Origin of the sequence: Actinomyces glycerinitolerans (assembly GCF_900098745.1) — a bacterium.
GTDB lineage: Bacteria > Actinomycetota > Actinomycetes > Actinomycetales > Actinomycetaceae > Actinomyces > Actinomyces glycerinitolerans.
The window spans coordinates 68,255-94,202 of record NZ_FQTT01000011.1 but is presented as its reverse complement, the minus strand read 5'-3'; the positions used below and the strand labels follow the sequence as shown (position 1 = coordinate 94,202).

Sequence of the window (25,948 nt, the reverse complement as noted above, 5' to 3'; positions counted from 1 at the left end):
GCATTGTGCATTGTGCTCCAACCTCAAGGGCCCGCCTTCCCGCAACCCGTTCCCTCACGCCGTAGCATTGACGCGCGACACGGGCTTGCCGCCCGTCGGCCTCACGGATGAGGTCGCTAGGTCCGCCGCCGGAAGCAAAACCCTAAGGAACCAATATGGAGCTCGTCATCCTCGACACGGCCGAAGAGATCGCCTCCCGCGCCGCCGACGTCATCGAATCCCTGCTCAAGGACAAGCCGAACGCCGTCCTCGGCACCGCCACCGGCTCCAGCCCCCTGCCCCTGTACGACGAGCTCACCCGCCGCTGCGCGGAAGGCCGCATCTCCTTCAAGGACGTCACCGGCTTCATGCTCGACGAGTACGTCGGCCTGCCCGAGGGACACCCCGAGCGCTACGCCACCTTCATGGAGCGCAACCTGCGCTCGCGGGTGGACATGGCCCCCGGCGCCCTGCACGGCCCCGACGCGCTCGCGGACGACCTGGAGCAGGCCTGCGCCGACTACGAGGCACAGATGGCGGCCGCCGGATACTGCGACCTGCAAATCCTGGGCATCGGCGCCGACGGACACATCGGCTTCAACGAGCCCGGCGGGCCGCTGGACTCCGCCACCCACGTCGACGTGCTCACCGAGCAGACCCGCTCGGACAACGCCCGCTTCTTCGACGGCGACATCGACGCCGTCCCCACCCACTGCCTGACCCAGGGACTCGGCACCATCATGAAGGCCCGCAAGCTGGTGCTGATCGCCACCGGCGCCAACAAGGCCGAGGCCATCGCCCACCTGGTCGAGGGCGAGATCACCCCCGACTGGCCGGCCACCGTCATGCAGAACCACCCCGACGCGCTGGTACTCGTCGACCACGCCGCCGCCGGCCTGCTCAAGCAGCACTGACCCAAGCAGCACCGACCTGTAGGAGGCGGCATCCGTCCGGCGGGTGCCGCCTCCGCCTGTCCAGGTTGCGCCTCCGCTGCCGCGGCCGCACCCGCGCTCGTCCCTTCTGTGCCTCCTGCCGGCGCGGAATCGCCGCGGTCCGGGCCGGTCCCGAAGGAGAGAGTCGCCACAGCCGCGGCCCGCGGCCGCACCTGCACGGCGGCATACACTAGGGGCCATGCGTCAGCTCACCGCCTGGCTCCAGGCCAGCACCGACCCCGCCGGCCCCGGCTCCCCCGGCACCCCGGCCGGCGAGCCCGCACAGTCCGCCGGCACCGCCGTCCTCGAACGCGAGGAGCTGAAGTCCACCGACGACGGCGACGCAGACCGCTTCGCCCACTACGTGCGCAAGGACAAGATCGCCGCCGCGGCCGCCACCGGCCGCCCCGTCGTCGCCCTGTGCGGGAAGGTGTGGACCCCCGGCCGCGATCCGTCGAAGTACCCGGTGTGCCCCACCTGCAAGGAGATCTACGAGCAGATGCGCCCCGGCGGCAACGGCGACCAGGGCGGCTCCGGCCCCAAGCGCCCGCGTTTCCCGTTCGGACGAGGCGGTCGGTGAGTCCCGCACCCCGTTCCAAGTCCCAGCACCATCCGACCCAGCCCTCCATCTTCGCCGCGGAGAACCTCTCCCCGGCCTACCCGCAGCGCGCCGCCTGGGGCACCACGCGGCCGCTGCGCGCCTGGCAGGCCGCCGCCCTCAAGCAGTACCTGGAGGCGATGCCGCGCGACTTCCTCGCCGTCGCCACCCCCGGCGCCGGCAAGACCACCTTCGCGCTGCGCATCGCCACCGAACTGCTCACCGCCGGCGACGTGCACAAGGTGACCGTCGTGTGCCCCACCGAGCACCTGAAGTATCAGTGGGCGGAGGCCGCCGCCCGGGTGGGTATCCGCATCGACCCCTCCTACGCCAACTCTCAGGGCGCGCTCGGGTCCCAGTTCGACGGCGTCGCCGTCACCTACGCACAGGTGGCCGCCAACCCCAACCTGCACCGCGCCCGCACCGACCGCACCCGCACCCTGGTGATCCTCGATGAGATCCACCACGGCGGCGACGCCCGCAGCTGGGGCGACGCCATCCGCGAGGCCTTCACCCCCGCCCGACGCCGCCTGTCCCTGACCGGCACGCCCTTCCGCTCCGACGAGTCGCCGATCCCGTTCGTCACCTACACCGAGGAGGCCGGGGGCATCAAGCGCTCCCGGGCCGACTACTCCTACGGTTACGCCGAGGCCCTGGCCGACGGCGTGGTGCGGCCGGTGATGTTCATGAGCTACTCCGGGCAGATGCACTGGCGCACCCGCGCCGGCGACGAGGTGGCCGCCCGGCTGGGCGAGCCGCTGACCAAGGACATGGATGCGCAGGCCTGGCGCACCGCCCTGGACCCGAGCGGGGAGTGGATTCCCGCCGTGCTGGCCGCCGCCGACCAGCGGCTCACCGAGGTACGCCGACAGGTACCCGACGCCGGCGGCCTGGTGATCGCCTCCGATCAGAACTCCGCCCGCGCCTACGCGAAGCAGCTGCGCGCCATCACCGGGCAGGCGCCCACCATCGCCCTGTCGGACGACTCCGGCGCCTCCAGCCGCATCGAGACCTTCGCCGCCTCCAACGACCGCTGGCTGGTGGCGGTGCGCATGGTCTCCGAAGGAGTGGACGTGCCCCGGCTGGCCGTGGGCGTGTACGCCACCTCCGCCTCCACCCCGCTGTTCTTCGCCCAGGCCGTCGGCCGTTTCGTGCGCTCACGCGCCAAGGGGGAGACCGCCAGCGTCTTCCTGCCGTCGGTCACCCCGCTGCTGGCGCTGGCCGGAGAGATGGAGGCCGCCCGCGATCACGTGCTCGGTAAGCGGGGCGCGGGGGAGGACTCCCGGTTCGGCTCCCCGGAGGACCGGCTGATCGCCGAGGCCAACAAGACCGAGAACGCCTCGGACGACCTGCTGGGCGGGTTCGAGGCGATGGATTCCACCGCCGAGTTCGACCGGGTCCTGTTCGACGGCGGCGAGTTCGGCACCGGCGCCATGGTGGGCAGCCCCGAGGAGCAGGAGTACCTGGGCCTGCCCGGCCTGCTGGAGCCCGAGCAGGTCACCGCACTGCTGCGCCAACGACAGAGCCAGCAGATCAAACAGCAGAAGCGGCAGCAGGCGGCCGAGCAACAGCGCCGCGCCAACTCCGGGGTCGACGACGCCCGCCAGCGCGCCGCCGCCCGCAAGGAGCTGTCCAAACTGGTGGGCGCCTGGGCGCGCCGCTCCGGGCAGCCCCACGGGGTGATTCACACCGAGCTGCGGCGCGTATGCGGCGGCCCGGAGGTGGCCCAGGCCACCACCGAGCAGATCAACAAGCGCATCGAGACGCTGCGCCGCTGGTTCGTCGGGCGGCGCTGAAAACCACTAGCCGGCGGCCCGGGCCCGACGCCGCCGCGAGCACGCCGTGGGGCGCGCGGCGACGGCGCCAGACCGGTCGAGCCGTCGGCTGCGGATCCGGGTCAGCCGCGCAGCGGCTGCCGCTGGTCGATGTCCACGTGGCGGGTCGGGATCGCCGGGTCGCCCTCGCTCAGCCGCCAGCCGTCGTAGGGCAGCTCGGCGCGTGCCACCTGGTGGCGTTCGGCGGCCGCCGCCAGCGCATCCGGGCCGCGGTGCTCCTCCACGATCACGCCGTCGCGTACCAGATCCACCTGCAGCGGCCGGGCCCCGGCCTGCTCCAGGGCGGCCAGCCCGGCGGCCTCGGAGCGCGCCGAGATGACCAGTTCCTCGGTGGCCGAGCCGGCGGCGTCGAGCACCCGGCCGGCCCACTTGCGTCCCCCCACGGTCGACTTGCCGCCGGTGGAGAACTTGGCGACCTCCTGCATCTGCCCGGTGGAGTCGGCGCGCTCGACGAGCTTGTACACCAGGGCCGCCGTCGGCCGCCCCGAGCCGGTGACCAGTTTGGTGCCCACGCCGTAGGAGTCCACCGGCGCGGCCCCCAGGGCGGCGATGGCGTACTCGTCCAGGTCATTGGTGACGGTGATCTTCGTCGTCGTCGCCCCCAGCGCGTCCAACTGGGCGCGCACCTTGAAGGCCTCGGCCACCAGGTCGCCGGAGTCCAGGCGCACCGCGCCGAGTTCGCCACCGCCGGCCCGGGCCGCCGCCACCGCGCGGGCGACGCCGCGCTCAATGTCATAGGTGTCCACCAGGATGGTGGTGCCCGGACCGAGGCTCGCCACCTGAGAGGCGAAGGCCTCCTCCTCGGTGTCATGCAGCAGGGTGAAGGAGTGGGCGGAAGTGCCGACCGTGGGGATGCCGTAGCGCATGCCGGCCTCCAGGTCGCTGGTGCCCACGAATCCGCCGACTATTGCCGCCCGCGCCGCGGACACGGCGGCGCGCTCGTGCGCCCGGCGCGCCCCGAACTCCACGCAGGGGCGACCGTGGGCGGCGATCGTCATGCGGGAGGCCGCTGCGGCCACGGCACAGTCGTAGTTGTAGATGGACAGGGCCAGCGTCTCCAGGATGCAGGCCTCGGCGAAGCTGCCCTCCACCGTCAGCAGCGGGGAGCCGGAGAAGTAGCACTCGCCCTCCGCGTAGCCGCGGATCGTCCCGGAGAACCGGTAGGAGCGCAGGTAGTCGATGGTGTCGTCGTCGACAATGCCGGCGGCGTGCAGGTAATCGATCTGGGCGTCGGTGAAGGTGAAACGCTCAACGGCATCCAGGAGTCGGCCGACGCCGGCGACCACGCCGAAGCGGCGTGAGGCGGGCAGAGTGCGGCCGAACAGCTCGAAGACACTGGCCCGCTCGGCGACGCCGCCATGCAGCGCGGCCTGCAGCATGGTCAGCTCGTACATGTCCGTGAGCAGCGCGGTGCTGGAAGTTGCCGGGGCGGGGACGTCCCGTAGGTTGACTGTCATGACAGCCAACCTACCGCAGGCGGGCGCACGGCGGAACCGGCCGGTCGACGCATCCGACCGCGACTACGCTGGAAACATGCAGCCCGCAGTGCCCGTCGACGCCGCCTCCGCCCCCGAGGCGCAGACGCTGTCTGACGCCCACACCGCCGCCCAGCGCCTGTGGTGCACGGTGGTGCACGACGACCCCGTCAACACGATGGACTACGTCACCTGGGTGTTCCACACCTACTTCGGCTTCCCGATCCCGCTCGCCCGTCGCCGCATGCTGCAGGTGCACACCACCGGCCGCGCCGTCGTCTCCCGCGGCGCCCGCGAACGCATGGAGGTGGACGTCACCGCCATGCACTCCTACGGCCTGCACGCCACCATCGAGCCCCTCGCCGACGACGACGCCGACTCCGGCCCGAGCGCGGGCGGCCCGGACGGAGGTGGCGCCTGATGCGCGCCTTCCACCCCGAGGCCGAGGGCTGGGCCAGCGCCCTGGAACCGTGGGAGCGCGAGTACCTGGCCGGACTGTTCAAACAGATCGCCGACCTGCTCGGCGCCGACGCCCCCGCCGCCGCGGAGCACCCCGCCCCGCGTCCGGGTGAGAGCTCGCGGGACGGCAATGTACTCGCCGCCCTCGACTTCGAGCCCGAGCCGGCCGACGCCGGAGCGCCCAGCTCGGTCCCCGCCTCCCTGGCCCCGCTGCTGGACGTGCTCCTGCCAGACGCCTCCGAGGACCCGGACGTCGCCGTCGAGGTGGCCGCCCTGACCCGCTCCCAGCTGCGGGACGATAAGCGCTCCCGCATGGAGGACGTGGTGCACGAACTGCTCGCTCCCACCGGTCCCGGCGGGGCGGTGCTGGTGCACGCCGGGCAGGAGGGCCGCTGGCTCGGCGCCCTCAACGACGCCCGCCTGGTGCTCGCCGAGCGGCTGGACATCGACTCCGCCGACGCGGCCGAACAGGTGCACGCCCTCGCCTGGGAGGAGACGCCCGCCGGCGAGGGGGAGCGGCAGCGCTGGAACCGGGCCATGGCGCTGTCCTACGACATGCTCTCCTGGTGGCAGGAATCACTGGTGGCCGTGCTATTGAACGACGATGGAGCCGCATAGTCTCGGCGCTGTGAATGATGCGGCCATCGGGATGTTCGACTCCGGCGTCGGCGGCCTGACCGTGGCCCGCGCGGTCATCGACCAGCTGCCCGGCGAACAGGTGCTCTACATCGGTGACACCGCCAACACCCCCTACGGGCCGCGCCCGGTGCAGGAGGTGCGCCGCCTGGCCCTGAGCATCATGGACGAGCTGGTCGACTCCGGCGTGAAGATGCTGGTGATCGCCTGCAACACCGCCTCCGCCGCCGTCCTGCACGACGCCCGCAGCCGCTACACCCGCGACAAGGGCGTGCCCGTGGTGGAGGTCATTCACCCGGCCGCGCGCGCCGCCGCCCGCGTCACCCGCAACGGGCGCGTCGGCCTGATCGCCACCCAGGGCACCGTCGACTCCAACGCTTACGCCGACGCCTTGGCCGCCGTTCCCGGCGTGCACCTGTTCTCCCAGGCGTGTCCGCGTTTTGTGGAGCTGGCCGAGCGCGGCATCACCACGGGCCCGGAGGTCATGGCCACGGCCGAGGAGTACCTCGCCCCCGTCAAGGCGGCGGACGTCGACACCCTCATCCTGGGCTGCACCCACTACCCGCTGCTGGCCGGTCCCATCTCCTACGTCATGGGGGAGGACGTCACCTTGGTGACCTCCAGCCAGGAGACCGCCAAGGACGTCTACCGCGAGCTCGCCCGCCGCGACCTGCTGCGCGACCCCGATGCCCCCGCCCCCCGCCACGAGTTCCGCGCCACGGGCGACCCGGACTCCTTCGCGGTGCTGGCCCGCCGCTTCCTCGGCCCCGAGGTCGGACGCGTCCGCCGCGTCGAGCCGACCCCGGCCGCCGTCGCCCCGGGACCCGAAGTTCCGCTCGCCCACGCCGGCGAGTCGGCCCCCGCCGTCGCCCCACCAGACCCCGCCCTTGTCCCCAATTCGAGCGAGGATCCCGCATGAAGCTAACCATCATCGGCTGTACCGGTTCCATGTCCGGTCCCAACGCCGTCGCCTCCTCCTACCTGGTGCAGGCCGACGACGCCGCCGGACGCACCTGGTCGGTCGTGCTCGACCTCGGCCCCGGCGCCATGGGCCAGTTGCTGCGCTATCTGGACCCGGCCGAGTTGGACGCCATAGCCATCTCCCACTGCCACGCCGACCACATGGTTGACCTGGTGGGCATGCACGTGTTCCGCCGCTGGAACCCCGCCGGACGCCTGGACCCGGTGCTCACGCTCGGCCCGGGAGAGCTGCTGCCGCGCCTGAACGGCGTCGACGGCACGCCCGCGCAGGAGACCTACGCCACCGAGTTCTCCTTCCGCACCGTCTCGGCGGGGCAGGGCGTGCAGGTCGGCCCGCTGACCATCACCCCGTTCCCGGCACTGCACCCGGTGGACGCCTTCGGCTACCGGGTGGAGGGACCCGGGCGCGACGGCAACCCCGTCACCCTGGCCTTCACCGGCGACACCGACCTGTGCGAGGGCATTGAGGCCATGGCCGACGGCGTCGACCTGCTGCTGTCCGAGGCCGCCTTCCTGGAGGGACGCGACGCCGTGCGCGGCATTCACCTGACCGGCCGGCGCGCCGGGGAGCTTGCCGCGGGCACCTCGGGGCGGGGCGGTCGCCGTCCTGCCGGTCGGCTCGTGCTCACCCACATCCAGCCCTGGACCGACCCGGACGATCCGGTGGCCGAGGCCGCCGCCGTCTACGACGGCCCGCTGGCGGCCGCCACTCCCGGCGCCTGCTGGGAGCTCTGAGCCGTGCAGGAATCGCCGCGAGACGAGCCCCGTAGTATCAGCTACACGCCGCCGGTGCCCGACGGGCCGGATCGGCCCTGGACGCGCGGGCGCCGCACCCGCTGGTGGCTGGTGGTGCTGGCCGACACGATTTCGGTTGCACTGATCGCCTGCTTCGCCGCCGCGTCGGCGCATGACCTGGCTCAGGCGCCCGGACTGCTCGTTCGCGGCGCGGCGGCCGTCGTCGTCGCCTGGGCGGTCACGTGGCTGGTGCGCCGTCCCGGCGACCACCTGGAGGTGGGCTGGCCGGACGGCGGCTGGATCATTGCGCTGACCTGGGCGGCGTGGACGGGCCTGTATGCCTGGGGTGCTGCTGTCGGCGCAATTCCCGGAGCCGGTGGGGTGGCGTCGTTCGCGGTGATGCTGGCCGCATTCCTGGTGGTTTTCTGCGGCGGCTGGCGCTGCCTGTACGGCTACGTCAAGGCGCACGACTCGTTGGTCCCCAAGGGCGTGCAGCGGCGTCTGGATGCCCAAGCCCGCCGCGACCGGCACGAGTAGCACACTGCAACCGGCACCGGTGGCGTGCCGAGGAAGTAACCGGTGTCAATCTCCGGCGATCTCTCGCAGCGCGGCGACGTGATCCTCGAATGCCTTCAGACCGCGCGGGGTGAGCGACACCCAGACGACGTCCATGGAACGGACCACGCCGTAGTCGCGGTGGCGGCGGATGTAGTCCGCCTCCTCCAGCGCCTTGAGCTGCTTGGACAGGCTGGCATCGGACAGACCAACCGCGTCACGCAGCGCGGAGAACTTCATCTCGGTACCGGTCCACACCAGGGCGCCGTCGTTCACGGCCCCGACGGACTTGAGTGTCGCGCAGATCCGCAGGCGGCTCAGCGGGTGAATCACGGGGTCAAGCACGACTGCCCTCCGGCCAGACCACGGCGGCGCAGTACCAGGCGTGAGCGGTAGCGAGCAGCACGAGCACGCCGATCAGCACCGGATGTATAGACGCCCCCCGTATGACAGCGCCTACAACCAGAACCCACGCGGTCAGGCTGTTCCGCTTCCACCACTGCCGGTCGGTGCCGATCAGATCGTCTCGGGTGCGGACCCCGGGGCGGAGGAGTTGGTTCCGCAGCAGTACATGTATGAGCACGAGTGCGGCGAGACCGCCGAGCAGCACCCAGTAGTGCTCGGTGAGTAGGGCGCCGAGCGTGGTGCCGAAGGCAATGGCGAACAACGCGACCGCCCAGGTGGCGGGATGCCATTGCGCGGCAGCGCGCTCGGTGGCGGCGACGTCGCGCAGGCGGCTGCGCGCCTCGTTGGGGGACATGGCTGACGATGGGGATGAGGACACGACTACACCTCACTTTCCGATGTGGAAAGTATTATGTTTTCCGTGTTGGAAAGCAAGGGGTGTTGTGTTGTTGGTTGAGTGGTCTTTCCGGTTTGAGAGCGGGGCGGCGCGCGCTCGGCGACGAGCACCCGTCCGGCGGGGCCGGTTCCGGCGTCCCGGCGGGCGTGACGGGTGGGCGGGGCGTGCTCACGATAAATCGCGGTGGATTGGGAGTGACAGTCCGTCTGCTCGGGTCGACGGTTCGGCACATCCGGTGACGGTTCGTATGTTCTGGTCGACGGTTCGGCACATCCGGTGACGGTTCGTATGTTCTGGTCGACGGTTCGGCACATCCGGCGACGGTTCGTGGGGTAGGGGTACGAACCGTCGTCGTTCATGCCGAACCGTTGCTGCTACCTGACGAACCGTCACCGGAACACACGAACCGTCCACCCCGCTACGCCGCCCCCATGACGCCGCGCCCTGACGGCCCGCGAGTCAGAGCCCTCCGACGCCGCACTCGGCAGTCCACCTGACCCGCGCCCGGCGGTGTGGGCCGGGCTTCAGGCACGGGGACCTGCTCCTGTGGCCCGGGGTTGGTGGGGCCCGTGTTCCCCGGCCGGCTGTGCTCCCGTGAGACGACCGCCATGTCGATTTACGACCTTGGGGTGCGAATCACGACCACCCCGGAGTCGTAAACCACACCCCAAGGTCAGAAACCAGCACTGACCAGCGCTTCGCACTCGAGGGTGCGGCCGCTCGGAACAGCGCTGCCAAATCGGAAGAACCGGTTGAGGCTCGTGTCTTGGCGCTCCACTTCGACCGACCTCGGTGCGGACGCCGGTCCCGGCAAGGCTAGGCGAGCAGGTCCCGCAGGGCGGGAGCCAGGGCGCGCAGGGCCTGGCCACGGTGGGAGATGGCGTTCTTCTCCGCCGCACTCATCTGCGCCGTCGTCCGCCCGGAACCGCCCGGGGCGTCCTCTTGAACCGGCACGAAGATCGGGTCGTAGCCGAAGCCGCCGGCGCCAACCGGCGCGTGCAGCAGCCGACCGGTCATGGAGCGCTCCACCACGGTCACTGATTCCGGCTCGCCGTCCCGGCTAGGCACTACCAGCACCGCGGCACAGGTGAAGCGCGCCGTACGATGCGGGTCGGCGACGTCGGCAAGCTGTCCCAACAGCAGTCGCAGGTTGGCCTCGTCGTCGCCGTGGCGGCCCGACCAACGGGCCGAGAAGATGCCCGGCGCCCCACCCAGCACATCCACGCACAGCCCGGAGTCGTCGGCGACCGCCGCCAGCCCGGTCGCCTGGGCCAGGGCGCGCGCCTTGAGCGTGGCATTGGCGGCGAAGGTCAGCCCGTCCTCCACCGGCTCGGGGGTGCCGAGTCCGGCCGAGGAGATGATCTGCTCGGGAGCCAGTCCGTCCACCAGCGGCGTCAGGATTGCGCGCAGTTCGGCCAACTTGCCGGGATTGTGACTGGCCAGCACCAGCCGGGCACCTACGGGCACGGCCACCGAACCGTCGGCCGACGGCGTCGCGGCCTGCGCCGGTTTGAGCTGAGGTGCCACGGTCAGCCCTCCTCGACTCCGGCCGCCGGGCCGGTCCCGGCGGGGGACTGCACCGCCTGCTCGCATGTGGACACGGTGAAGGGAACGTCGTCGGGACCGGCCAGCACGCGGGCCTGCAGTGCGGCCAGCTCGGCGTTGCCCTTGGTGGCCAGGTCGAGCAGGGTGCCGAGCTCGGTGCGGTCGAAGGGGGCGTGCTCGGCGGTTCCCTGCACCTCGATGAAGTTGCCGGCGCCGGTCTGGACCACGTTCATGTCGGTCTGGGCGCGCACATCCTCCTCATAGGGCAGGTCGAGGCAGGGGATGCCGTCGATAATCCCCACCGACACCGCCGAGACGGAGTCGGCAATGACCGGCTTGCCGGCGCGAGCCTTGACGTAGCCGCGGCGCGTGCCCCAGGCGACGGCGTCGGCCAGCGCCACGTAGGCGCCGGTGACGGCGGCGGTGCGGGTGCCGCCGTCGGCCTGGAGCACGTCGCAGTCCAGGGTGATCGTGTTCTCTCCCAGCGCGGCCACGTCCACCACGCCGCGCAGGGAGCGGCCGATCAGCCTGGAGATCTCGTGCGTGCGGCCGCCGATCTTGCCGCGTACGGATTCGCGGCCGGAGCGCTCGGAGCCGGCGCGCGGCAGCATCGCGTACTCGGCCGTCACCCAGCCCTCGCCGCCGCCCTTGCGCCAGCGCGGCACGCCCTCGACGAATGAGGCGACGCACAGCACGCGCGTGCGGCCGAACTCGACGAGGACCGAGCCTTCGCCGTTGACTTGCCAGTTGCGGGTGATGGAGATGGAGCGCAGCTCGTTGGGGGAGCGGCCGTCCTTACGGGTCTTGGTGTCAGTCACGCGCCCCAGGGTACCCGGGGGCTGGATTCGGGCCCGGGACCGGTGGACGGCCGGCACGGATGAGCGGCAGCCCGGCATTCGTCACCGCGGGGCCGGCACCGCTGGTCGAGGCCAAGTGGTGCTGGATTTCGCGCACCGTCATTCCGCCGGCGTACAGGGCGGGTGATCACTCTCATCCAGGCCACCCAGCGCGCAGCGACCCTGGCGGGCAAGGGGGATGTGGGCTCCGACGTCGGGGCAAGATGCCCGCCAGGGGTTCAGGTCCGACATGGGCGGCGCTCCTACAGGCCAGGTCCAGACCTACCTGAGAAGCCCCGCATAGGGAGCCAACGCGCTTCCCTGATGAGAAAGGCTCACTGCTTTCCAGGCCGACATCTTCCTCAGAAGCGGCTCGCTTCAACGCTCACCCGCTCAGGCGGCGTTCGTAGCCTTCTCCGTGACATGAATCTTCTTGTCGATGAGAACGGCGCAGAGCGCGAGTATGACGAAGATTGCAGTCTTACTGATCACGGCCTGAACAGGCAGATCGACGCGCCCAAGCATCTGGACAACCGTCTGAAACACCAGAACCACGCCGACGCCCAGGCAAACTCGGAGCAGAAGCCGCAGCAGCACGTACCCGGTAAACGTCCTCCTCCGAAGATGTCCGATCGTCAAGAACATGAGCGGGGCAATAATGCCCATGTCGACGACGTAGGTCACTTCCGTTGTATAAACCTCGATGAGATCGAGTGTGCCCGAGGTCAGATAGGCGCCGACGATGTCGGGCAGCCAGGCCGCAAACAAGGCTGATCCCGTAATCACCAAGAACGCGACCGCGCCCTTCGGAGTAGCGTATTCGAACGCCTCCGGCCGCTCCCGCAGAAGGCTTAGGGACAATGTGACGGTTCCAAAGAAGGATAGCGAGAGCAATGCCGTGTACAGTAGGTGCAACTCGTTGAATGTCGCTCCGAATGACATGCTAACGGCGTAATAGAGGGCGAGAGAAAAGAATGCGAGGAGGTTTATGCGACTGCCCATGTCGTCCCGCCTGCGGTAGTCGGCGACCACTTTTACAGCGAACGGTACAACAACAAGAAGCCAGGCACAATCCGTGCCGATGAAGATTGTCGCCTTGAAGTACGAGTCGTGCTCGTATACTCCGCCGCCCCACATCTGTATTGACTCGCCGTACTGGTTGAGGGTCTCATGAGGCGCTCCCGCAGGGAAGGACAGCAATCCCGCCCCGGCGATGACGACAATCAGCGCAATAGACAGGGATGCGAGCCAGGTCAGGCCGCTGCCGCCCGCACCGTGTGTTCGCCGTGGCTTCACCCACTCCGATTTCCCTGTCCCGGCCATGCGGATCCTCCCGCGAACGTAAACGTAATCGATCACCGGCCGCACCTTGCGTCTACATCGCACCGCCGGCCGTCTGCCGCGGTGATCATAATGGTCACCCCTTGAACAGTACAAGCCTCCTTGGGGAAACAGGGTACAAGCGCCTGCTTCTGCTCAAGAAAGGAGCAGTGACCGGCAGACCTGGCGGGCGGGCCCTGTCTGACTGCGACGCGGTGGCCTCGGTGGGGTCGAAGGGCGACCTCCTTCTGGCGTTGCTCTGGCCGAGGTGCTGAACTCGCTGTGCAAGGCCGAGCTGATCCTTGGGTCGCCTCTACCTCGAAACAGTCGCCACAAAACCTGTGGCTTGATACTGGACACAAAGCTCTCCCACAACGAAAAGCGCCCACCCCGCAGGGTGAGCACGCTTCGTTGGTTGAGACGACCCCTACGCCAACTTCGCATGACGAAAGTTCGTATAAGGGTGTCATGGTGCGCCTCGGCATGCTCAACACTAACAACTGGGCGCCCCTGTTGCGGTACTTGAGACGGCTCGGGGAGCCGACTGGGGAGGGCGAACGAGACCGTCTGGTCGAACCTCCAAGCAGCCCGGGCTCCAGCGAGGCGGATGCTTCCATCTCGTCTAGCCGTACTGTCCGTCGAGTCACTCACGCGAAGCACCGTCCGGTGTCCGCCCAGACACGTGACGCCATCTTCCAGCAGGCGGGCAGCGGCCTCAGCGCTCCGGAAGTGGCTAGGCGGTACGGCGTTCACGAGGGCACCGTGCGCGCCATCTGGCGCAAGCCGAACAAGCGCGAGCGCACAAGAGGCCTACACCGCTTCACCGAGGAAGACCGGCAGCGGGCGCTGGAGCTGCGCGCCGAGGGCAAGACCTTCATCGAGATCGGCCTGGAGCTAGGCTTCGAACGAAGCACGGTGCGGAAGCATCTGGCAGAGAAGTAGAGAACGTCGTCGGCCAAGACATGTTGTACCCGATGAAATCGCGACACGCTTAACGCAACTACAGGCAGGAGATCACGTCCAGACGCCGACAACCCCAGGAGCTAGAAGCAACGTCACTAGCTAATAATGTCTACTAATCCCACTTATCTATTAAATCCTCCTTATCTATCGTCGACGCCATCAAGTACGAGCATTGGAATTTGACTGTTTCTCCGATCCTCGCTCCTGGTGACGATTCAGCGTCGCCCTTGCGTTATGGCATCGAGCCGCTCTCCCAACCATCTACACTGCTACTACCCGAGTCTCCAAGCAACAGCCAAGCAACCCACCCACAAACGCCCAGCGCATAGCACGGCAACTAGTAGCACGTGCGATCGCCACTACATTGAAGGATATTACTATCATGAGCGGCACTGACGTCATAGCAGTTGCAGCATTATTGGTATCAATTGTCAGTGCCGTGTTTTCTCAGCGCCTTTACACTCGAGAGGTCAAAAGTCAGGGATACCAAATGGCAATGACCATGTTCCATGAACTGGACAGGGTGTTTATCGACCACCCATACGCTCGCCCCTACTTCTACAACGGCGAGAGGTGGGAGGAGGAGAAAAGCGGCGACAGGTACTTCAGGCTAGAGTCAATAGCCGAGATGTATCTGGATGTGAGTGAAGTTGTCCTGGATACCAAACTTGGACTAATGGCCGATGATGAGCCGTCTTGGCGTGCTTTCATTGTCGATTGTCTTGCTGCAAGTCCCATCACAGTCGAGCATCTAACCTCGGCTCCAGAATGGCACCCTAGGACATACAAGCTGTGGCGACAAGAACTATCCTCAGATACAAACCCACGAGATGGTATAATCGAAGAATGAGAGTTGCATTAATCACCACCGACTCAGACTTTCTGAACGGCGACGACGTAGAAACCGACATGGTGCGAGAGTACCTTAATGCCAATAGTCAACATTTGCACGCAGATGCGCTAATATGGCACACAAGCCCCGATCTTTCTGCATATGACGCACTAATCTTTCGTTCACCATGGGACTACCCAATCCGTCAGGCAGAGTTCTCCCGCTGGCTGTCAAGTATCCCTGCAAACTTGCGTATCTTTAATCCCATTCAGCTAGTTAACTGGAGTGCAGATAAGTTGTATCTTAAGGAGTTGGCGGCTTTCGGCATCCGCTTCAGCGAGACGTCTTTCTGCGACACTTTGGAAGGTTGCCGACGTGCCTTCGGCTGCTTTGCCGAACCATACGTGATCATCAAGCCGAACATATCAGCTGGCTCTCGCGACACTGGTCTATTCAGGGCGAACGACCCTGAAGCGCTAACGCTCTGCGAGCAAATTATCGCAAGCTCCAAGACTGTTCTTATACAAAAACCGATCGATTCCGTGCAGGACGGCGCAGAACGTGGCTTAATATACTTGAACGGCCGGTTTTCGCACGCAATTTCAAAAGGAGCCATATTGCGCCCAGGAGGAGGATATGTTGGAGGTGTGTATACAGAGAACATTCAACCTGCGACAGCAACAGACAACGAAATACAACTTGGCGACGCGGTGATGCGTGCAGTTCAACAGGTTGCCGCACGCAATATGTGGGGAGCCGACGCTGAAGTCCCGCTATACGCGCGAATAGACGTAGCCACGAGTCGCGATGGTGAAGCCCTATTGCTTGAAGCGGAGTTTTTCGAACCGCAACTATTCCTGCGTTTTGTTGATCAAGGATTCGAGCGTTTTATGGGGGCGATTGAAGAAAAGCTCGTGCGGTAACTATGCAGAGACTTACCGATCGTCAATCTGCCGTCACCTGGTCGCTTTTCTTCTCATATATCAGCTCCCCCGGATCCACCCCGATCTGTTCGGCGATGCGTTCTAGGCTTTTGAGGGTGAGGTTGCGTTCGCCTCGTTCGATGCCGCCCATGTAGGTGCGGTGGACTCCCAGGAGGTCGGCGAAGGCTTCTTGGCTCAGGCCTCGCTGGAGGCGGTAGGTACGTAGGTTGCGGCCAACGGTCTTCTGTAGGTCCCCAACAGCCATGAGCACGAGACTGAACGGCCGCTACTCGAAAGTCTACAGACTTATGAGTAGCATGTTTGCTCCGGCGCGACCCAATCCGCGCCTCACGCCGCCGGACCAGTAGGGGTGTCTGATGCCCGTCAACCTTCACGCTCTGGCAGAGCATCACATTCCCCAGGTTCTGGAAGCTTGTCACGATTGGAAGGAGCTGGCTCAGCATGGTCCGCCGTACTGGCGCCCGCGCAGTAGCGCCGAGCTCCGGCGCAAGATCGTTGACGCTGCGGGTCCACAGCTCGCCCAGGCCTACAGTTTTGTCTTGGCGGACGACAGTCAGCTCGTTGGCGAGACGTCTATCCATGCCATCGACTGGCGCAATCGTGTTGCGCAGGTTGGCATCTGCATTTGGCGCCCAGAAGACCGCAGACGTGGTTACGGGCGCGCAGGCGCGGAAGCCGCCATTTCCTGGGCGCTGGATGAGCTTGGGTTGTTGAGGCTGGAGGCCTGGATCCTGGCGACCAACAAGGCATCGCAGGAACTATTTGCCGGGCTCGACTTCGCATACGAGGGCACACTGACTGGCCGTTACCAACACGGCGGCGTGCGGCATGACGTCGTGGTCTATGGACTGACGCGCTGACCACCGCCGGCAACTTGCCAACCCGGACACTTATAAGTAGCATATGTAGTCGGGAATCTGCCAACAGCAGGAGGTGAGTGTCATGCAGGGCGGCGGCGACTGAGCGCTCGGACCATTTCATCAGGCTGCCCTGCGGCGTTGCTCGTCGCGGGGCAGCTCTGACTCTAGCGTCCAGGTCGCCGAGAAACCGCTCCTAGGCATTAGCCACCCCGGCAGATCGATCGCTACCATGCGTCCGGCAACGTTCACTGGCGACCTGGTGATCTGCACGGAGCGACTGGTGGCCACGGTGTCACTTAGCGTCAAGTGCGCGATGTCGGTATTGGTGTAGTCGATATCCAAGGACAAGCCTCTGCAAGGTTGAGAGAGTTCGAAGTAAAGACGGTGTCCCCAAGTTGGCGTCACTACCCGAAACACCTGTCGAATACGTACCGGCTCGCCGCTGCACGCTGCCGCATCAAGGCGGACGCTGTAGGTTTGGCCAGTCTTGCGGCTGCTGCGGCGTATGCTCTGCGGGCGCCCGTCGACAGTAAGCTCCAGGAACTCGTAAGAATCGCGACTGGATGCATCAACGCCAGGACGGTTCTGCATGAGCCACGGCGAGGTGGTAGGTCGGTCTAAGAGTAGCTCGCGATACTCCTCCCGATCTGACACGCATGAGAAGCGGCGCACCGAGCTACTCGGGACGGTGGTGTACTCCCATTCCACAGTAACGTCGAAGACAGGAGTACCTGCGGTACTCCTGTCTAGTGCACTAGACAGCCGAACATGAACTTCAACGTCGTACCACCGCTCGGAAGCGCGGAAGGCTTGGTCACGGATGTCTGCGTAGATCTCTCGAGCGAATTGTTCGTCGCCTAGGCGCAGTGACATGACGTTGCTAGCGATGTCGTCCAGCAACTCGGGATTGGCTACCCGCTTAAGATCGTCAGGGTGAATAGCGAAGCCCTCTACCACTGCGTCACGCATGGATGGCGCCTGCTCGCGAATGATCTGGCGGAACCGCTCAACCGTGGACTCCTCTTGGTCACGCCGAAAGGTGTACTCGAAGAGCGTTCCCAACAGTCCGGCACCGAACAGTGTTCCGCCTAGCTCGCCTAGCGGTAGCGCTTGCAACCACGACCACGGGCCGAAGTCAAGATTCGCCATCCAGCCGTTCAGTAACATGAGAAGGACGCCAGCCAGCGTTAGAGACACGGCAACCAAGGCCGCTTTTATCCGGAGTAAGCGCCGAGAGAATGACTGAGTATTTCGTTTCTTCATCTATGCTCTGATTATAGCAGCAATCATTCGACAATCCAAGTACAATACAACTCAAATAGTATTACTTCATCTCCTCTGATTCAGATCGCCGAGGACATACAGCGGCACGCGCCAGTATTTCGCCATGACACAGCGACAGCTGACGTCGATGCAGCAGTCCGTAGGGCGCAGTCTACCAACTCCAGTAATAGAAGTTGTCGTGGCTACCTACGCAAGACAAGTTGGCAGCAGATATCATTGATATTGTATTCACTCCGAGCTTGTGTTTAAATAGATGTATGACAAATGACGATCTAGCGAAGGAAATCAAAGCATTAAACGGCCGATTCGACACTTTGGCTAGTAGGGTGGACGTTTCGGCGGACAGGGTGAACACCCTGACAATTAAAGTGGACACTATAGCCGACACTGTCGACAAACTCACCCGGACGATGGCCGAAGGGTTCAAAAGCGTTGATGAGCGCTTCAAGGAGATTGACCAGAGGTTCGAGCATATCGACCGGCAGCTTGCTGACATGCGTGAGGATCGCAGGACGCTGGTGGACGTTGTCAGGGATCTTGAGCTGCGTGTGGACGAGCGCTTCAAGGACTTGCAAGCCGGGCAGAAGAGGCTCGAAGCCGGCCAGGAGGAGATTCGCAAAGAGGTCGCTGCGCTGCGCCACGATGTGCTCCTTGAGGAAGGCAGCCGCGAGACGGCCGACCACCGCCTGTATGAGGACCTAGATAAGCGACTTCGTGTGGTGGAAGCTGAGGTACTGAAGCCGGCTGGTGGTGCAGCCTAGCCTCACGGGCTGATGTGGCGCTGGGAAACTTGGCCGGGATGAGCGAATGTGACCACCGGGCGCCTCTTGTTGCTGGTGGCCATGGCAGGATCGTTGCTCACCGACCCGTGCTTCGGCGTCACTGATTAGCGCCGGGGCTGGTCAGTTGTGGTGGGTTAGGTATGAGCCCAGAGCCGCTGCCAGCCTGCGGGCGCTCTCAAGACTCAGGTCCAGGCCAGAGAACCCGTCTCCGATGTAGACCCAGGTCTCGGTATCACCGTGGTATTGGTACTGCACGACGCTTAGTTTGGCTGGCACTGCACTGCGCGCCGGCGAGCCATCACCCCGGGCGCGCTGTATCTGCACGCAGGGCACTGCCAGGGCCGGCGCCTCGTGGAGCAGGTCGTCAGGTGACTGAATCTGATGGTCTGCGGTACACCACTCCGGGCAGATGACTCCTGGGAGCTTCGGGGCTGGGTTCGCTCCCATCACTAGAGCCTCTCCATGCCCGTCGACGATACTCATAAGTCTGTAGACTTTCAAGTAGCGGCCGTTCAGTCTCGTGCTCATGGCTGTTGGGGACCTACAGAAGACCGTTGGCCGCAACCTACGTACCTACCGCCTCCAGCGAGGCCTGAGCCAAGAAGCCTTCGCCGACCTCCTGGGAGTCCACCGCACCTACATGGGCGGCATCGAACGAGGCGAACGCAACCTCACCCTCAAAAGCCTAGAACGCATCGCCGAGCAGATCGGAGTAGACCCACGAGAGCTGATGACACCACGCGACTGAGGGACGGTGCGTTGAGGCCGGAGGCGGGAGCCGTATTCCGCGAGCTGCGCAGACGGTGTGTCGCCCTCAGGCTTCGATGTCTTCGCCAGGCGCCTGTTGCTCGGCTCCGATCGCCTCCCGCAGTTCTGCTCTGGCAACCTCGTGAGCCGCAGCGCGCTCCTGAGTCCTCTGCCGATAGGCGTAGTACGCGACACCACCGAGGCTCAACACGCTGAGCACACCGCCCACCCCGAGAGCGACACCCTGAACACGTAGCCTCGTCGCCGCTCGTGACACCGCAGCCGCCTCAAGGTTGGCGATCAGCTGTTCAACACCCCCAGCTGCCTTCGCAGCGGTTGTTAGTTCACCGTACGCGCCGAGGTTCTCGATCCCAGCCATTGGACTCCTTCGTTCTCCAGACTCCAACTGTAGACCGCCGCCCAGCCACAACCAAGCTGTCGCTCTCGCTCACTGACCGCCGTCATGGACTGTGCAGCGAGCCAGCTGTGCGGCCTTGGGCGTCTACCTACAAGAACTGCGCCAACTTCGTGGCATTCATGAAGGACAGCCACGACTGGACGATCAACGTCGAGTACCGCGGCGAGCAGGTGGATCTGGACCTCCTGTTCTACAAGTGGATGCGCTGCGAGCTCGTGCACAACGGCGGCCTGCCGGTCGACCTGCCGATCGACGAGTCGTTCGCCGACCCGCGCAGCTGCTCCGTCCGAGCAGGCGGCGCACCGGACTACATGGTCCTGGTGTCTCCTGGGTGGTACTGGTTCCTGGTGGGCCATGTGCGGTCGACCGTGGAGCAAGCGGCAAACGACTGAAGACGAGCGTCACCGTGAATATGGCTCCGACCTGCCCCACCATCTGCCATAACAGACCTGGTCAGCCGTCCGTCTTCTCTTCAGCCTCAGCAACCCTCGCTTTGAGTTGCTGGATGTAATCGCGAGGAACCCGTCCCCGTGAGCGAAGTCGTTTGCCAGCCTCGATCGCCTCGACAAATTCCTCAAGTTTCGCCGGGTTTCCTCCGGTCCAGCCGTTGGCGACAGCCCAACCAGCCATGCGAGCGCCGTCGAGCTTGTAGCCGGCGTCATGCAGCGCCAACAGCACGGGCACCACCCTGTCTTTCTCGTACCCACCGGCGATCGTGTTGTTGTGGTTGATGACGCGGGTCAGGCTCTTCAACGCTTCCTCAACCACCGGATCGAGCGGATCGACGGCGACATCCCATACCGAAGTATCCCCAAGCAGCTCTGGCTGAGCTTCCGTAACCCACGCGCGCAGCTTGTCTTCGTCCCAGTACACAACGCAGAGCGCCCGAATCGAATTGCTGTTGGACTTGATGAGTTCAGCGATGTCCGTCTGATCTGCCCAGGCCATCAGCACTGGGCCGTTACGGCGGATATGGACACCGCCACGAGCGGTGACATGGTCGACATCTGAATAGCGCTCAACAAACTCTTCAAGTTTCGGGTTGTTGTGGAGGTTGCTCTTCTGGTGCGTCCAGACGGTGATGTGATCGCCGTCCTGCATGTGCGCGGCGCACCAAGCGAATCCAGCGTCCAAGCCGTCGTCATCGGGGCTCGTTACCGCAAGCGGATAGATTGGCGTAAGGTCAAACACTGCTCTCCTCAGATGTCAAACCATTTTCGGGGGTCTCTACAACCGCACGTTGTAGCGCTCGCGACTCTTCTGACTCGCGGATTGTCGAGCGATTCAACTTGGAGTACACCCAATAGGTTCCTAGGCCGATCACACTACAAGCAGCGACCAAGAACCCTACACCCGCAAGTAAACCAATTCGCCGAGCAGAATCGTCTGACGGCTTGTCGCCTCGATTCTCCAACCTACACAGGATCCATCTTCTGAAGGCGACAATGCAGCAGGCAGCGAGCACGACTACAACGAAAATAAACAAACCGTGCAGAACTTTCCTCAGGTTCAACGGCACGTACAACTTCGATGGCACGTACAACCAGGGGTCGCGAGAAAAGAAAAAGCAAGCAACGCCAACAAGAACGCCGATGGCTAATACAGTAAGACCAGTCAGCCACATGCCCCTGTTTCCTCGGCTGCGTTCGTGGCGCCACGTCTCTACTCTGCCAACTTCAAATAAGAAGAAAACGATTAGCGACCACTCAAGCAGAATAGCTGCCATTACAATCCCGCATTGGTCGACGCTCAACTCCCTACGAGTATTCCACGTTGAAGTAACCAAAGCGAATAAAACAGCGCCAAGCACACCCAACACCAGTAGCAGGCGCCTAAATCCCAGTGCAACACTGACGGACTCGTGTTCATCGTTGAGCGCCACGTATGACGCAATCAATGCCGGAAGAAGAGCCGCGATAGTCACGGCGTCTGATGCGCCTTCAGATGCACTTTCCGTCAGATATCCATAAGAAATCGTGCAAACCACAAAGAGCGACACTATCGCCCCGATTAGCGCAGGGAATGTAAATAGTGCGCGCTTGACGTTGAGGAAAAGTCTCGGTCTCGCCACCTCATAGTCGTCAACAGGCGAAGCCCTACGGTAAAACGATACCGTGTTCCCGCCGTATTGAACTGTCATGTCTTCATCGGGTGACACCGTCTCTGGACGCATACCGGGCGGCACAATAAACCTGAAATGCGTGCTGATGTCTGGATCAAGAAACTCTTCAAATCCAATTACTGGAGGACTTATACCATAAAAAGACAACCGGCGGCGGATCCTGTAAACCAGCCGTCGAAATCCGCTCGCGACACCTTCCGCATCAATTTGCTCCATCCCCCACGCTGAAAGTGTCTCGATCCATCGAATTTTCAACACGCCGCGAGGAACAGATCGAGAAGCGGGCATGCTTACGCATAGAAGGAATCCATCTGCGAACCATTTGATAAGGTCGCGAAAACTCTCATTCCTTATCCAACTATCCCATTCCGTAGTAGAGCTGTCGATGCGACCATTGCACATGGCAGCTGCATCAAGTTCGTCTAGCGCATCTGATACTGCCTGGTTATTCGCGCCCAGCAGGATATCGTACACGAGTTGTATAGTAGACTGTTTGACCTTACGTAAGGGCACGCCGATTTTGGCCAACTTGCCAAACAATATATAGCATGCAATGCGCGTGTTTTCTCTTCGAGTAGCTAGGCAGGTACCGGCCCCCCATGGTCCTTGAAGGCTAACAGAAATAAACGGCCGCCTCCCTAGACCGTCTAGAGGGACGATCATTTGGCCACGCTGCTCCTCGAGACCAAACGATTGAAGTCTGGCAAAGTCTATATCATATGAGAAGCGGCAACGGAGCGAATTGCTGTCAATCAACTCGTAGGTACGCACCCTCCTGACCAACCACTCCTTCCGGTCGTCATACGCATCAGCATAACTACGTGCGTATTCGATGAGCGACCTACGATCGGGGCATGCGCGGTTAGTCGCACCCACCGGTTGTGGAGTCTTTGCGGGACACCTACGCCTCTTCGCAAGCACTAGCGGCCCCTTACCATCAGCTACGATGCCATATCAACGTATTTAGCCTTGCTACTTGCTTGAATTGGTTAACTTAGGTATCGGCGTATTCGCTTGGCGTGGCGCGTCCCGATAGTTGGTTGCCGGGACAAACCGCTTGCGCGGATCCTTTCGGTACTTAAGCTTCTGCTTGAGTATCCTCGCACGCTTCTCTTCAAATGACTCGGTCTTGTCCTTCTTGTCTGCCCGCTGTTTCGTTGCCAACCCAGGCATTTTACACATATCCTCCTGCCAGAACAGCCTACCCGCAACACGCCCAAGTGGTTCACGGATTGCGCGTGGCCAGTTCCTTTCGTTGTTGCTTGTGTGTTCAGAGTTCTCCACAGGGACTTACCATTTAATTGTTTATACTCATAGTATACGACAATTAATAGCGGCATGTCCAGTGCCGTTGCTCGTCCAGCGCACGCAACGGCTTTAGTTGGTATGTCGCATGGTGGTTCTTCCGGTGGATACAGGGGTGACGTTTGTGGTGCAGTCCAGGCTAGGGATGCTTGCTGAAGGGGTGCAGCGGTTCTGCTGCGAGGGCTCACAACGTGTTGTGCGGACGTCCTTCGGTGACGTCCGCATGTTGTTGCCGTTCATCAGCACCCTGGCGCTGCTGGGCTTGTGACCCATGGCTACGTACACTACATGCTTCCTGGGTGGTCTGGGTGATTTCGTGAGCGAGTTGTGCCGCGAATCGGCGGTTTCGTGGGGTTTGGAGCTGGCGGCCAACTGCCTCTAGGGGCTGTGTGGCGGCGTGTCTGGCGCGGGGAGGCTCGCTTCCGGTTGCTGTCTAATCGGCCTCAGGTCTGCGGTTCGGTGTCTTGTTCTAGTCGTGCTTGGAGCTTGTTCCAGGTGACCATGCGGCGGCGGATGGTGTTCTCGGAGTACTTGCGGCGGCGGAGGAGGGCGCGGTACTGGGTGAGATCGCGTTCGGTGAGGTTGAGGACGTCCTTGTCGCGCTGGATGGCCCATTCGAAGATGTCTTGGAGGTCTGCCCAGTAGGCGCGGGCGGTGTGGTAGCCGTAGTCGAGGAGGATGTCTTCGCGTAGTTCGAAGAAGCGTTGCCAGCGCTGAGCGGTGTCGGGGCCGATGCCTGGCGGGAAGTCCATGAGGTAGTCGGGGTAGCGGCGGACGTCGGTGGCGTCGTCGGTTGGCGTGCCCGGCTCGGGTACCGGACTCGTTGGTGGGGAGTCGTTGGCGGGTTTGGCTTGTTCTGGTGCGGCTGAGGCTTCGTGGCGTGCTGGGGTGTCCGGCTGGTTCGACATGGGGCGATCGTACTCTTTCGGCGCTCTGTTTGGTGTTATCACGCTTATGCTTTGCGGCGTGATTTCAACGGTTTACCTTGGTTTGTGTCCGCATCGGCTGTTATCAGCCTGGCTGCAGGGGTCTGGCGGGTCGGGCGGACGTATCGGAGGGGATTGAGCATGTCTGGTGAGCTGGTTTCGCAGGTGCCGGAGGCGTACTCGACGGGTGTGATGCCGTTTGAGGGGCCGTCTTCGCGGGCGGTGGCGCGGGCGTCGCGGCGGGAGGTGGATTCGGTGCTGGGCCGGGCGCAGGTGGCGCATACACGTGATCAGGCGCGGGCGGTGCTGGCGTCTGGGGCGCTGAGTAACACCTGACTCGTCTCATTTTTGGTGACTCTGCGTCACGATCGGGTTTTTTCGTTGGTGTGGTGCGGTTGGGTTGGTGGTCGTGGGGCACTAATCCGGTGGGCGGTAGAGTGATGGTGTGTGAGCCCGTATGTTCGTAAGGTGCGTACCGCTTCTGGTGCTACGGCGGTGCAGATCGTGGCTAAGGAGCACGGGGTGCGCCGGATTGTGGAGCATCTGGGCTCAGCGCACAACGAGGCGGAGCTGGCGGCCCTGATTCAGGCTGGGCGGGAGAAGATCCGGGGAGGCCAGGGGGGTGCTGGACCTGGCCGGCCTGACACCGCAGGCCGCCGGCCAGGCCGCGTCGGCGGTGGTTGAGTCCAAGCGCTCGGCCCTGCTGTGGGATGTCCTGTCGGGGGCGTATGAGGCCCTGGGGCTGGATGAAGCGGTGGGTGGGGATGAAGGCTTTAAGCAGATGGTGCTTGCCCGGCTGATCGAGCCCACCAGCAAGGAGCAAGTACCCCGCGTAGTCAGTGAGCTGGGGGTGGGCAGCGTGTCGCGGGCATCCTTGTTCCGGTCCCTGGCCCGCTGCATTACTGGCGACTACCGCTCCCGTATTCAGGCCGCCTGCCTGCGGCACGTCACCGGCCGCGGCGACCTCAGTCTGTGCCTGTATGACGTGACGACCCTGTACTTCGAGGTCGAGAAGGAAGACGACCTACGCAAGGTCGGCTACTCCAAGGAGCGCAGGGTCGACCCGCAGGTCATCGTGGGGCTGCTGGTGGATCGGGCGGGCTTCCCCCTACAGATAGGCTGCTGGGAGGGCAACAAGGCCGAGACCAGCACGCTGATCCCCATGATCGAGGAGTTCCGGAAGGCGTCGGGGACCGAGCACCTGATCGTGGTCGCCGACGCCGGCATGCTCTCCGCGGCCAACCTCGAAGCACTCGATCAGGCCGGGTTGGGGTTCATCGTCGGGTCCCGCATGACCAAGGCCCCGGCGGACCTGGACGCCCACTTCGCCTGGCATGGGGACGCCTTCACCGATGGGCAGGTGATCGACACCATCACCCCACGCCGAGGCTCCACCAGCCGGGAACGCGACCAGAACGTCCGTGATGAGCCCGTCTGGAGTGCTCAGGCGTATCCCGGGTCGTGGCGCGCGGTGTGGGCCTACAGCGCGCGCCGGTTCGCCAGGGACAACAAGACCCTCACCGCGCAGGAGAACCGGGCGCGGGCGGTGGTCGCCGGCCACAGGCGCCCCAAGGCCACCAGATTCGTCACCACCCGTAAGGGCGACCAGGTCCTGGATGACAAGGCTCTAGCCAGAGCACGCCGCTTGGCGGGGCTGAAAGGATACGTGACCAACATCCCCGCCACCGTGATGCCCGCCGGTGAGGTGATCGCCTCCTCCTGAGTCCTGACAGTTTAGTGCCCTGCGGCGTTCAGGTTGTTGAGGATTTGCTGTGCGGTCTGGGTGAGCTGGGGCTGGGCGGTTATTTGGTGGCCGTTGATGGTGATGGTGACTTCCTGGAGGGGCCGCAGTTCGCGGACGAGTCGTTTGATGCTGATGCCGGTGGCGGCTTGTAGGTGGCGGGCGACGGCCAGGGATGCCATCACCGCGGTGAGATGGGCTTGAATGGCGTCGTGGGTGTGGTGGAAGACGGGCCTGGCCCGCAGGTCGTGCTTGCTCATGCGGAATGATTGCTCCACGTGCCACAGCTCGTGGTAGGAGGCGATCACCTCACCGGCGGGCATCACCGTGGCGGGG

At 64.4% G+C, this 25,948-nt stretch carries 30 protein-coding genes and 1 pseudogene; 17 read left to right on the top strand and 14 right to left on the bottom strand.

The genetic code is table 11. The features are described 5' to 3' along the window. Positions 1–155 precede the first annotated feature (155 nt). From nagB to ACGLYG10_RS08970, 3 genes are all read left to right on the top strand, one after another. The gene (nagB, locus tag ACGLYG10_RS08980; protein ID WP_073330759.1) at positions 156–893 is read left to right on the top strand and encodes a glucosamine-6-phosphate deaminase; all 738 of its coding nucleotides are present in this window, start codon (positions 156–158) and stop codon (positions 891–893) included. Positions 894–1,110: 217 nt separating this feature from the next. Beyond that, on the top strand, positions 1,111–1,491 hold the full coding sequence (locus tag ACGLYG10_RS08975; RefSeq protein WP_073330756.1) for a DUF3039 domain-containing protein: 381 nt from the start codon (positions 1,111–1,113) through the stop codon (positions 1,489–1,491). A 158-nt stretch (positions 1,492–1,649) separates the two neighbouring features. After that, on the top strand, positions 1,650–3,305 hold the full coding sequence (locus tag ACGLYG10_RS08970) for a DEAD/DEAH box helicase (RefSeq protein WP_432416225.1): 1,656 nt from the start codon (positions 1,650–1,652) through the stop codon (positions 3,303–3,305). A 101-nt stretch (positions 3,306–3,406) separates the two neighbouring features. On the opposite strand, the gene ACGLYG10_RS08965 is transcribed toward ACGLYG10_RS08970, so the two are convergent. After that, positions 3,407–4,801 carry a nicotinate phosphoribosyltransferase gene (locus ACGLYG10_RS08965; RefSeq protein WP_073330751.1) on the bottom strand — a complete coding sequence of 465 codons (1,395 nt, stop codon included), beginning with the start codon at positions 4,799–4,801 and terminating at the stop codon, positions 3,407–3,409. 76 nt (positions 4,802–4,877) lie between these two features. On the opposite strand from ACGLYG10_RS08965, the gene clpS reads away from it, so the two are divergent. Genes clpS through ACGLYG10_RS08940 form a run of 5 tightly spaced genes read left to right on the top strand, consistent with a single transcriptional unit; the run spans position 4,878 to position 8,167 of the window. Continuing rightward, complete coding sequence (gene clpS / locus ACGLYG10_RS08960; RefSeq protein WP_073331380.1) at positions 4,878–5,240, top strand: ATP-dependent Clp protease adapter ClpS; 363 nt, start codon at positions 4,878–4,880, stop codon at positions 5,238–5,240. Further along, on the top strand, positions 5,240–5,896 hold the full coding sequence (locus tag ACGLYG10_RS08955; protein WP_073330749.1) for a DUF2017 family protein: 657 nt from the start codon (positions 5,240–5,242) through the stop codon (positions 5,894–5,896). The genes clpS and ACGLYG10_RS08955 overlap by 1 nt, the downstream gene beginning before the upstream one ends. A 31-nt stretch (positions 5,897–5,927) precedes the next feature. Beyond that, the gene (gene murI / locus ACGLYG10_RS08950; RefSeq protein ID WP_244542654.1) at positions 5,928–6,833 is read left to right on the top strand and encodes a glutamate racemase; all 906 of its coding nucleotides are present in this window, start codon (positions 5,928–5,930) and stop codon (positions 6,831–6,833) included. Continuing rightward, positions 6,830–7,630, top strand: a complete 801-nt coding sequence (locus tag ACGLYG10_RS08945; RefSeq protein WP_073330743.1) for an MBL fold metallo-hydrolase — start codon at positions 6,830–6,832, stop codon at positions 7,628–7,630. Before murI ends, ACGLYG10_RS08945 begins: the two co-directional genes overlap by 4 nt. 54 nt (positions 7,631–7,684) lie before the next feature. Further along, on the top strand, positions 7,685–8,167 hold the full coding sequence (locus tag ACGLYG10_RS08940; protein WP_073331377.1) for a DUF3054 domain-containing protein: 483 nt from the start codon (positions 7,685–7,687) through the stop codon (positions 8,165–8,167). 45 nt (positions 8,168–8,212) lie between these two features. Here ACGLYG10_RS08940 and ACGLYG10_RS08935 read toward each other — a convergent pair whose 3' ends face one another. The 5 genes from ACGLYG10_RS08935 to ACGLYG10_RS08915 all read right to left on the bottom strand — a co-directional run bounded on the left by ACGLYG10_RS08935 (position 8,213) and on the right by ACGLYG10_RS08915 (position 12,727). Next, the gene (locus ACGLYG10_RS08935; protein WP_073330740.1) at positions 8,213–8,530 is read right to left on the bottom strand and encodes a transcriptional regulator; all 318 of its coding nucleotides are present in this window, start codon (positions 8,528–8,530) and stop codon (positions 8,213–8,215) included. Next, positions 8,523–8,969: a hypothetical protein gene (locus tag ACGLYG10_RS08930; protein WP_139240933.1), complete on the bottom strand. Its 447-nt coding sequence runs from the start codon at positions 8,967–8,969 to the stop codon at positions 8,523–8,525. The genes ACGLYG10_RS08935 and ACGLYG10_RS08930 overlap by 8 nt, the downstream gene beginning before the upstream one ends. Before the next feature lie 834 nt (positions 8,970–9,803). Further along, the gene (gene rdgB, locus ACGLYG10_RS08925; RefSeq protein ID WP_073330734.1) at positions 9,804–10,514 is read right to left on the bottom strand and encodes an RdgB/HAM1 family non-canonical purine NTP pyrophosphatase; all 711 of its coding nucleotides are present in this window, start codon (positions 10,512–10,514) and stop codon (positions 9,804–9,806) included. Between the two features lie 2 nt (positions 10,515–10,516). Further along, complete coding sequence (rph, locus tag ACGLYG10_RS08920; RefSeq protein WP_073330731.1) at positions 10,517–11,350, bottom strand: ribonuclease PH; 834 nt, start codon at positions 11,348–11,350, stop codon at positions 10,517–10,519. 411 nt (positions 11,351–11,761) lie between these two features. Next, complete coding sequence (locus tag ACGLYG10_RS08915; RefSeq protein ID WP_083565808.1) at positions 11,762–12,727, bottom strand: hypothetical protein; 966 nt, start codon at positions 12,725–12,727, stop codon at positions 11,762–11,764. A 627-nt stretch (positions 12,728–13,354) separates the two neighbouring features. Here ACGLYG10_RS08915 and ACGLYG10_RS08910 point away from each other — a divergent pair. From ACGLYG10_RS08910 to ACGLYG10_RS15970, 3 genes are all read left to right on the top strand, one after another. Further along, positions 13,355–13,630, top strand: coding sequence for a helix-turn-helix domain-containing protein (locus ACGLYG10_RS08910; protein WP_244542634.1), 276 nt, complete (start codon positions 13,355–13,357; stop codon positions 13,628–13,630). A 403-nt stretch (positions 13,631–14,033) separates the two neighbouring features. Further along, positions 14,034–14,501 carry a hypothetical protein gene (locus ACGLYG10_RS15975; RefSeq protein ID WP_139240932.1) on the top strand — a complete coding sequence of 156 codons (468 nt, stop codon included), beginning with the start codon at positions 14,034–14,036 and terminating at the stop codon, positions 14,499–14,501. Further along, the gene (locus ACGLYG10_RS15970) at positions 14,498–15,406 is read left to right on the top strand and encodes an ATP-grasp domain-containing protein (RefSeq protein WP_139240931.1); all 909 of its coding nucleotides are present in this window, start codon (positions 14,498–14,500) and stop codon (positions 15,404–15,406) included. The genes ACGLYG10_RS15975 and ACGLYG10_RS15970 overlap by 4 nt, the downstream gene beginning before the upstream one ends. 22 nt (positions 15,407–15,428) lie before the next feature. On the opposite strand, the gene ACGLYG10_RS08905 is transcribed toward ACGLYG10_RS15970, so the two are convergent. Then, positions 15,429–15,671, bottom strand: a complete 243-nt coding sequence (locus ACGLYG10_RS08905) for a helix-turn-helix domain-containing protein (RefSeq protein WP_073331368.1) — start codon at positions 15,669–15,671, stop codon at positions 15,429–15,431. 112 nt (positions 15,672–15,783) lie between these two features. Between ACGLYG10_RS08905 and ACGLYG10_RS08900 the strand changes: the two genes are divergently transcribed. Then, positions 15,784–16,287: a GNAT family N-acetyltransferase gene (locus tag ACGLYG10_RS08900; RefSeq protein ID WP_073330728.1), complete on the top strand. Its 504-nt coding sequence runs from the start codon at positions 15,784–15,786 to the stop codon at positions 16,285–16,287. A gap of 120 nt (positions 16,288–16,407) precedes the next feature. Here ACGLYG10_RS08900 and ACGLYG10_RS08895 read toward each other — a convergent pair whose 3' ends face one another. After that, the gene (locus ACGLYG10_RS08895; RefSeq protein WP_244542633.1) at positions 16,408–17,454 is read right to left on the bottom strand and encodes a hypothetical protein; all 1,047 of its coding nucleotides are present in this window, start codon (positions 17,452–17,454) and stop codon (positions 16,408–16,410) included. A gap of 374 nt (positions 17,455–17,828) precedes the next feature. On the opposite strand from ACGLYG10_RS08895, the gene ACGLYG10_RS08890 reads away from it, so the two are divergent. Further along, positions 17,829–18,332, top strand: coding sequence for a hypothetical protein (locus tag ACGLYG10_RS08890; protein ID WP_139240930.1), 504 nt, complete (start codon positions 17,829–17,831; stop codon positions 18,330–18,332). Between the two features lie 141 nt (positions 18,333–18,473). Here the strand turns inward: ACGLYG10_RS08890 and ACGLYG10_RS15965 are convergent, their stop codons facing one another. Beyond that, positions 18,474–18,881 carry a DUF6907 domain-containing protein gene (locus ACGLYG10_RS15965; protein ID WP_139240929.1) on the bottom strand — a complete coding sequence of 136 codons (408 nt, stop codon included), beginning with the start codon at positions 18,879–18,881 and terminating at the stop codon, positions 18,474–18,476. On the opposite strand from ACGLYG10_RS15965, the gene ACGLYG10_RS08885 reads away from it, so the two are divergent. Further along, a complete protein-coding gene (locus ACGLYG10_RS08885; RefSeq protein WP_073330720.1) occupies positions 18,880–19,101 on the top strand; it encodes a helix-turn-helix domain-containing protein in 222 nt (73 codons plus the stop codon). The two genes, ACGLYG10_RS15965 and ACGLYG10_RS08885, sit on opposite strands and share 2 nt — an antisense overlap. Positions 19,102–19,167: 66 nt before the next feature. Here ACGLYG10_RS08885 and ACGLYG10_RS08880 read toward each other — a convergent pair whose 3' ends face one another. Continuing rightward, positions 19,168–19,479 (bottom strand): hypothetical protein, encoded by a 312-nt coding sequence (locus tag ACGLYG10_RS08880; protein WP_073330717.1) that lies wholly within the window; start codon positions 19,477–19,479, stop codon positions 19,168–19,170. Between the two features lie 158 nt (positions 19,480–19,637). Here ACGLYG10_RS08880 and ACGLYG10_RS08875 point away from each other — a divergent pair, with 158 nt between their 5' ends. After that, positions 19,638–19,910 carry a hypothetical protein gene (locus tag ACGLYG10_RS08875; RefSeq protein ID WP_139240928.1) on the top strand — a complete coding sequence of 91 codons (273 nt, stop codon included), beginning with the start codon at positions 19,638–19,640 and terminating at the stop codon, positions 19,908–19,910. Positions 19,911–19,971: 61 nt separating this feature from the next. Here ACGLYG10_RS08875 and ACGLYG10_RS08870 read toward each other — a convergent pair whose 3' ends face one another. The 3 genes from ACGLYG10_RS08870 to ACGLYG10_RS08865 all read right to left on the bottom strand — a co-directional run bounded on the left by ACGLYG10_RS08870 (position 19,972) and on the right by ACGLYG10_RS08865 (position 23,853). Continuing rightward, a complete protein-coding gene (locus ACGLYG10_RS08870; protein ID WP_073330711.1) occupies positions 19,972–20,709 on the bottom strand; it encodes a hypothetical protein in 738 nt (245 codons plus the stop codon). Continuing rightward, the gene (locus ACGLYG10_RS15960; RefSeq protein ID WP_139240927.1) at positions 20,702–22,114 is read right to left on the bottom strand and encodes a hypothetical protein; all 1,413 of its coding nucleotides are present in this window, start codon (positions 22,112–22,114) and stop codon (positions 20,702–20,704) included. The genes ACGLYG10_RS08870 and ACGLYG10_RS15960 overlap by 8 nt, the downstream gene beginning before the upstream one ends. A gap of 1,274 nt (positions 22,115–23,388) precedes the next feature. Next, entirely contained in the window at positions 23,389–23,853 is a 465-nt protein-coding gene (locus tag ACGLYG10_RS08865; protein WP_073330708.1) for a site-specific integrase, read from the bottom strand. Positions 23,854–24,012: 159 nt separating this feature from the next. Here ACGLYG10_RS08865 and ACGLYG10_RS08860 point away from each other — a divergent pair, with 159 nt between their 5' ends. Continuing rightward, positions 24,013–24,207, top strand: a complete 195-nt coding sequence (locus ACGLYG10_RS08860; protein ID WP_211483008.1) for a hypothetical protein — start codon at positions 24,013–24,015, stop codon at positions 24,205–24,207. Positions 24,208–24,318: 111 nt separating this feature from the next. After that, positions 24,319–25,588, top strand: a pseudogene (locus ACGLYG10_RS08855) (IS1634 family transposase); the annotation flags it as partial. 17 nt (positions 25,589–25,605) lie between these two features. Here ACGLYG10_RS08855 and ACGLYG10_RS08850 read toward each other — a convergent pair. Further along, positions 25,606–25,948: IS1634 family transposase (locus ACGLYG10_RS08850; protein ID WP_432416217.1), on the bottom strand; the 343-nt coding region annotated here is incomplete at its 5' end.

What these genes read in the sequence shown, in the direction of transcription:
- nagB (WP_073330759.1), top strand. Translation starts at nt 156, where the DNA reads ATGGAGCTCGTCATCCTCGACACGGCCGAAGAGATCGCCTCCCGCGCC.
- ACGLYG10_RS08975 (WP_073330756.1), top strand. Translation starts at nt 1,111, where the DNA reads ATGCGTCAGCTCACCGCCTGGCTCCAGGCCAGCACCGACCCCGCCGGC.
- ACGLYG10_RS08970 (WP_432416225.1), top strand. Translation starts at nt 1,650, where the DNA reads ATGCCGCGCGACTTCCTCGCCGTCGCCACCCCCGGCGCCGGCAAGACC.
- ACGLYG10_RS08965 (WP_073330751.1), bottom strand. Translation starts at nt 4,801, where the DNA reads ATGACAGTCAACCTACGGGACGTCCCCGCCCCGGCAACTTCCAGCACC.
- clpS (WP_073331380.1), top strand. Translation starts at nt 4,878, where the DNA reads ATGCAGCCCGCAGTGCCCGTCGACGCCGCCTCCGCCCCCGAGGCGCAG.
- ACGLYG10_RS08955 (WP_073330749.1), top strand. Translation starts at nt 5,240, where the DNA reads ATGCGCGCCTTCCACCCCGAGGCCGAGGGCTGGGCCAGCGCCCTGGAA.
- murI (WP_244542654.1), top strand. Translation starts at nt 5,928, where the DNA reads ATGTTCGACTCCGGCGTCGGCGGCCTGACCGTGGCCCGCGCGGTCATC.
- ACGLYG10_RS08945 (WP_073330743.1), top strand. Translation starts at nt 6,830, where the DNA reads ATGAAGCTAACCATCATCGGCTGTACCGGTTCCATGTCCGGTCCCAAC.
- ACGLYG10_RS15975 (WP_139240932.1), top strand. Translation starts at nt 14,034, where the DNA reads ATGAGCGGCACTGACGTCATAGCAGTTGCAGCATTATTGGTATCAATT.
- ACGLYG10_RS15970 (WP_139240931.1), top strand. Translation starts at nt 14,498, where the DNA reads ATGAGAGTTGCATTAATCACCACCGACTCAGACTTTCTGAACGGCGAC.
- ACGLYG10_RS08905 (WP_073331368.1), bottom strand. Translation starts at nt 15,671, where the DNA reads ATGGCTGTTGGGGACCTACAGAAGACCGTTGGCCGCAACCTACGTACC.
- ACGLYG10_RS08900 (WP_073330728.1), top strand. Translation starts at nt 15,784, where the DNA reads ATGCCCGTCAACCTTCACGCTCTGGCAGAGCATCACATTCCCCAGGTT.
- ACGLYG10_RS08895 (WP_244542633.1), bottom strand. Translation starts at nt 17,454, where the DNA reads ATGTTACTGAACGGCTGGATGGCGAATCTTGACTTCGGCCCGTGGTCG.
- ACGLYG10_RS08890 (WP_139240930.1), top strand. Translation starts at nt 17,829, where the DNA reads ATGACAAATGACGATCTAGCGAAGGAAATCAAAGCATTAAACGGCCGA.
- ACGLYG10_RS08885 (WP_073330720.1), top strand. Translation starts at nt 18,880, where the DNA reads ATGGCTGTTGGGGACCTACAGAAGACCGTTGGCCGCAACCTACGTACC.
- ACGLYG10_RS15965 (WP_139240929.1), bottom strand. Translation starts at nt 18,881, where the DNA reads ATGAGCACGAGACTGAACGGCCGCTACTTGAAAGTCTACAGACTTATG.
- ACGLYG10_RS08880 (WP_073330717.1), bottom strand. Translation starts at nt 19,479, where the DNA reads ATGGCTGGGATCGAGAACCTCGGCGCGTACGGTGAACTAACAACCGCT.
- ACGLYG10_RS08875 (WP_139240928.1), top strand. Translation starts at nt 19,638, where the DNA reads ATGAAGGACAGCCACGACTGGACGATCAACGTCGAGTACCGCGGCGAG.
- ACGLYG10_RS08865 (WP_073330708.1), bottom strand. Translation starts at nt 23,853, where the DNA reads ATGTCGAACCAGCCGGACACCCCAGCACGCCACGAAGCCTCAGCCGCA.
- ACGLYG10_RS08860 (WP_211483008.1), top strand. Translation starts at nt 24,013, where the DNA reads ATGTCTGGTGAGCTGGTTTCGCAGGTGCCGGAGGCGTACTCGACGGGT.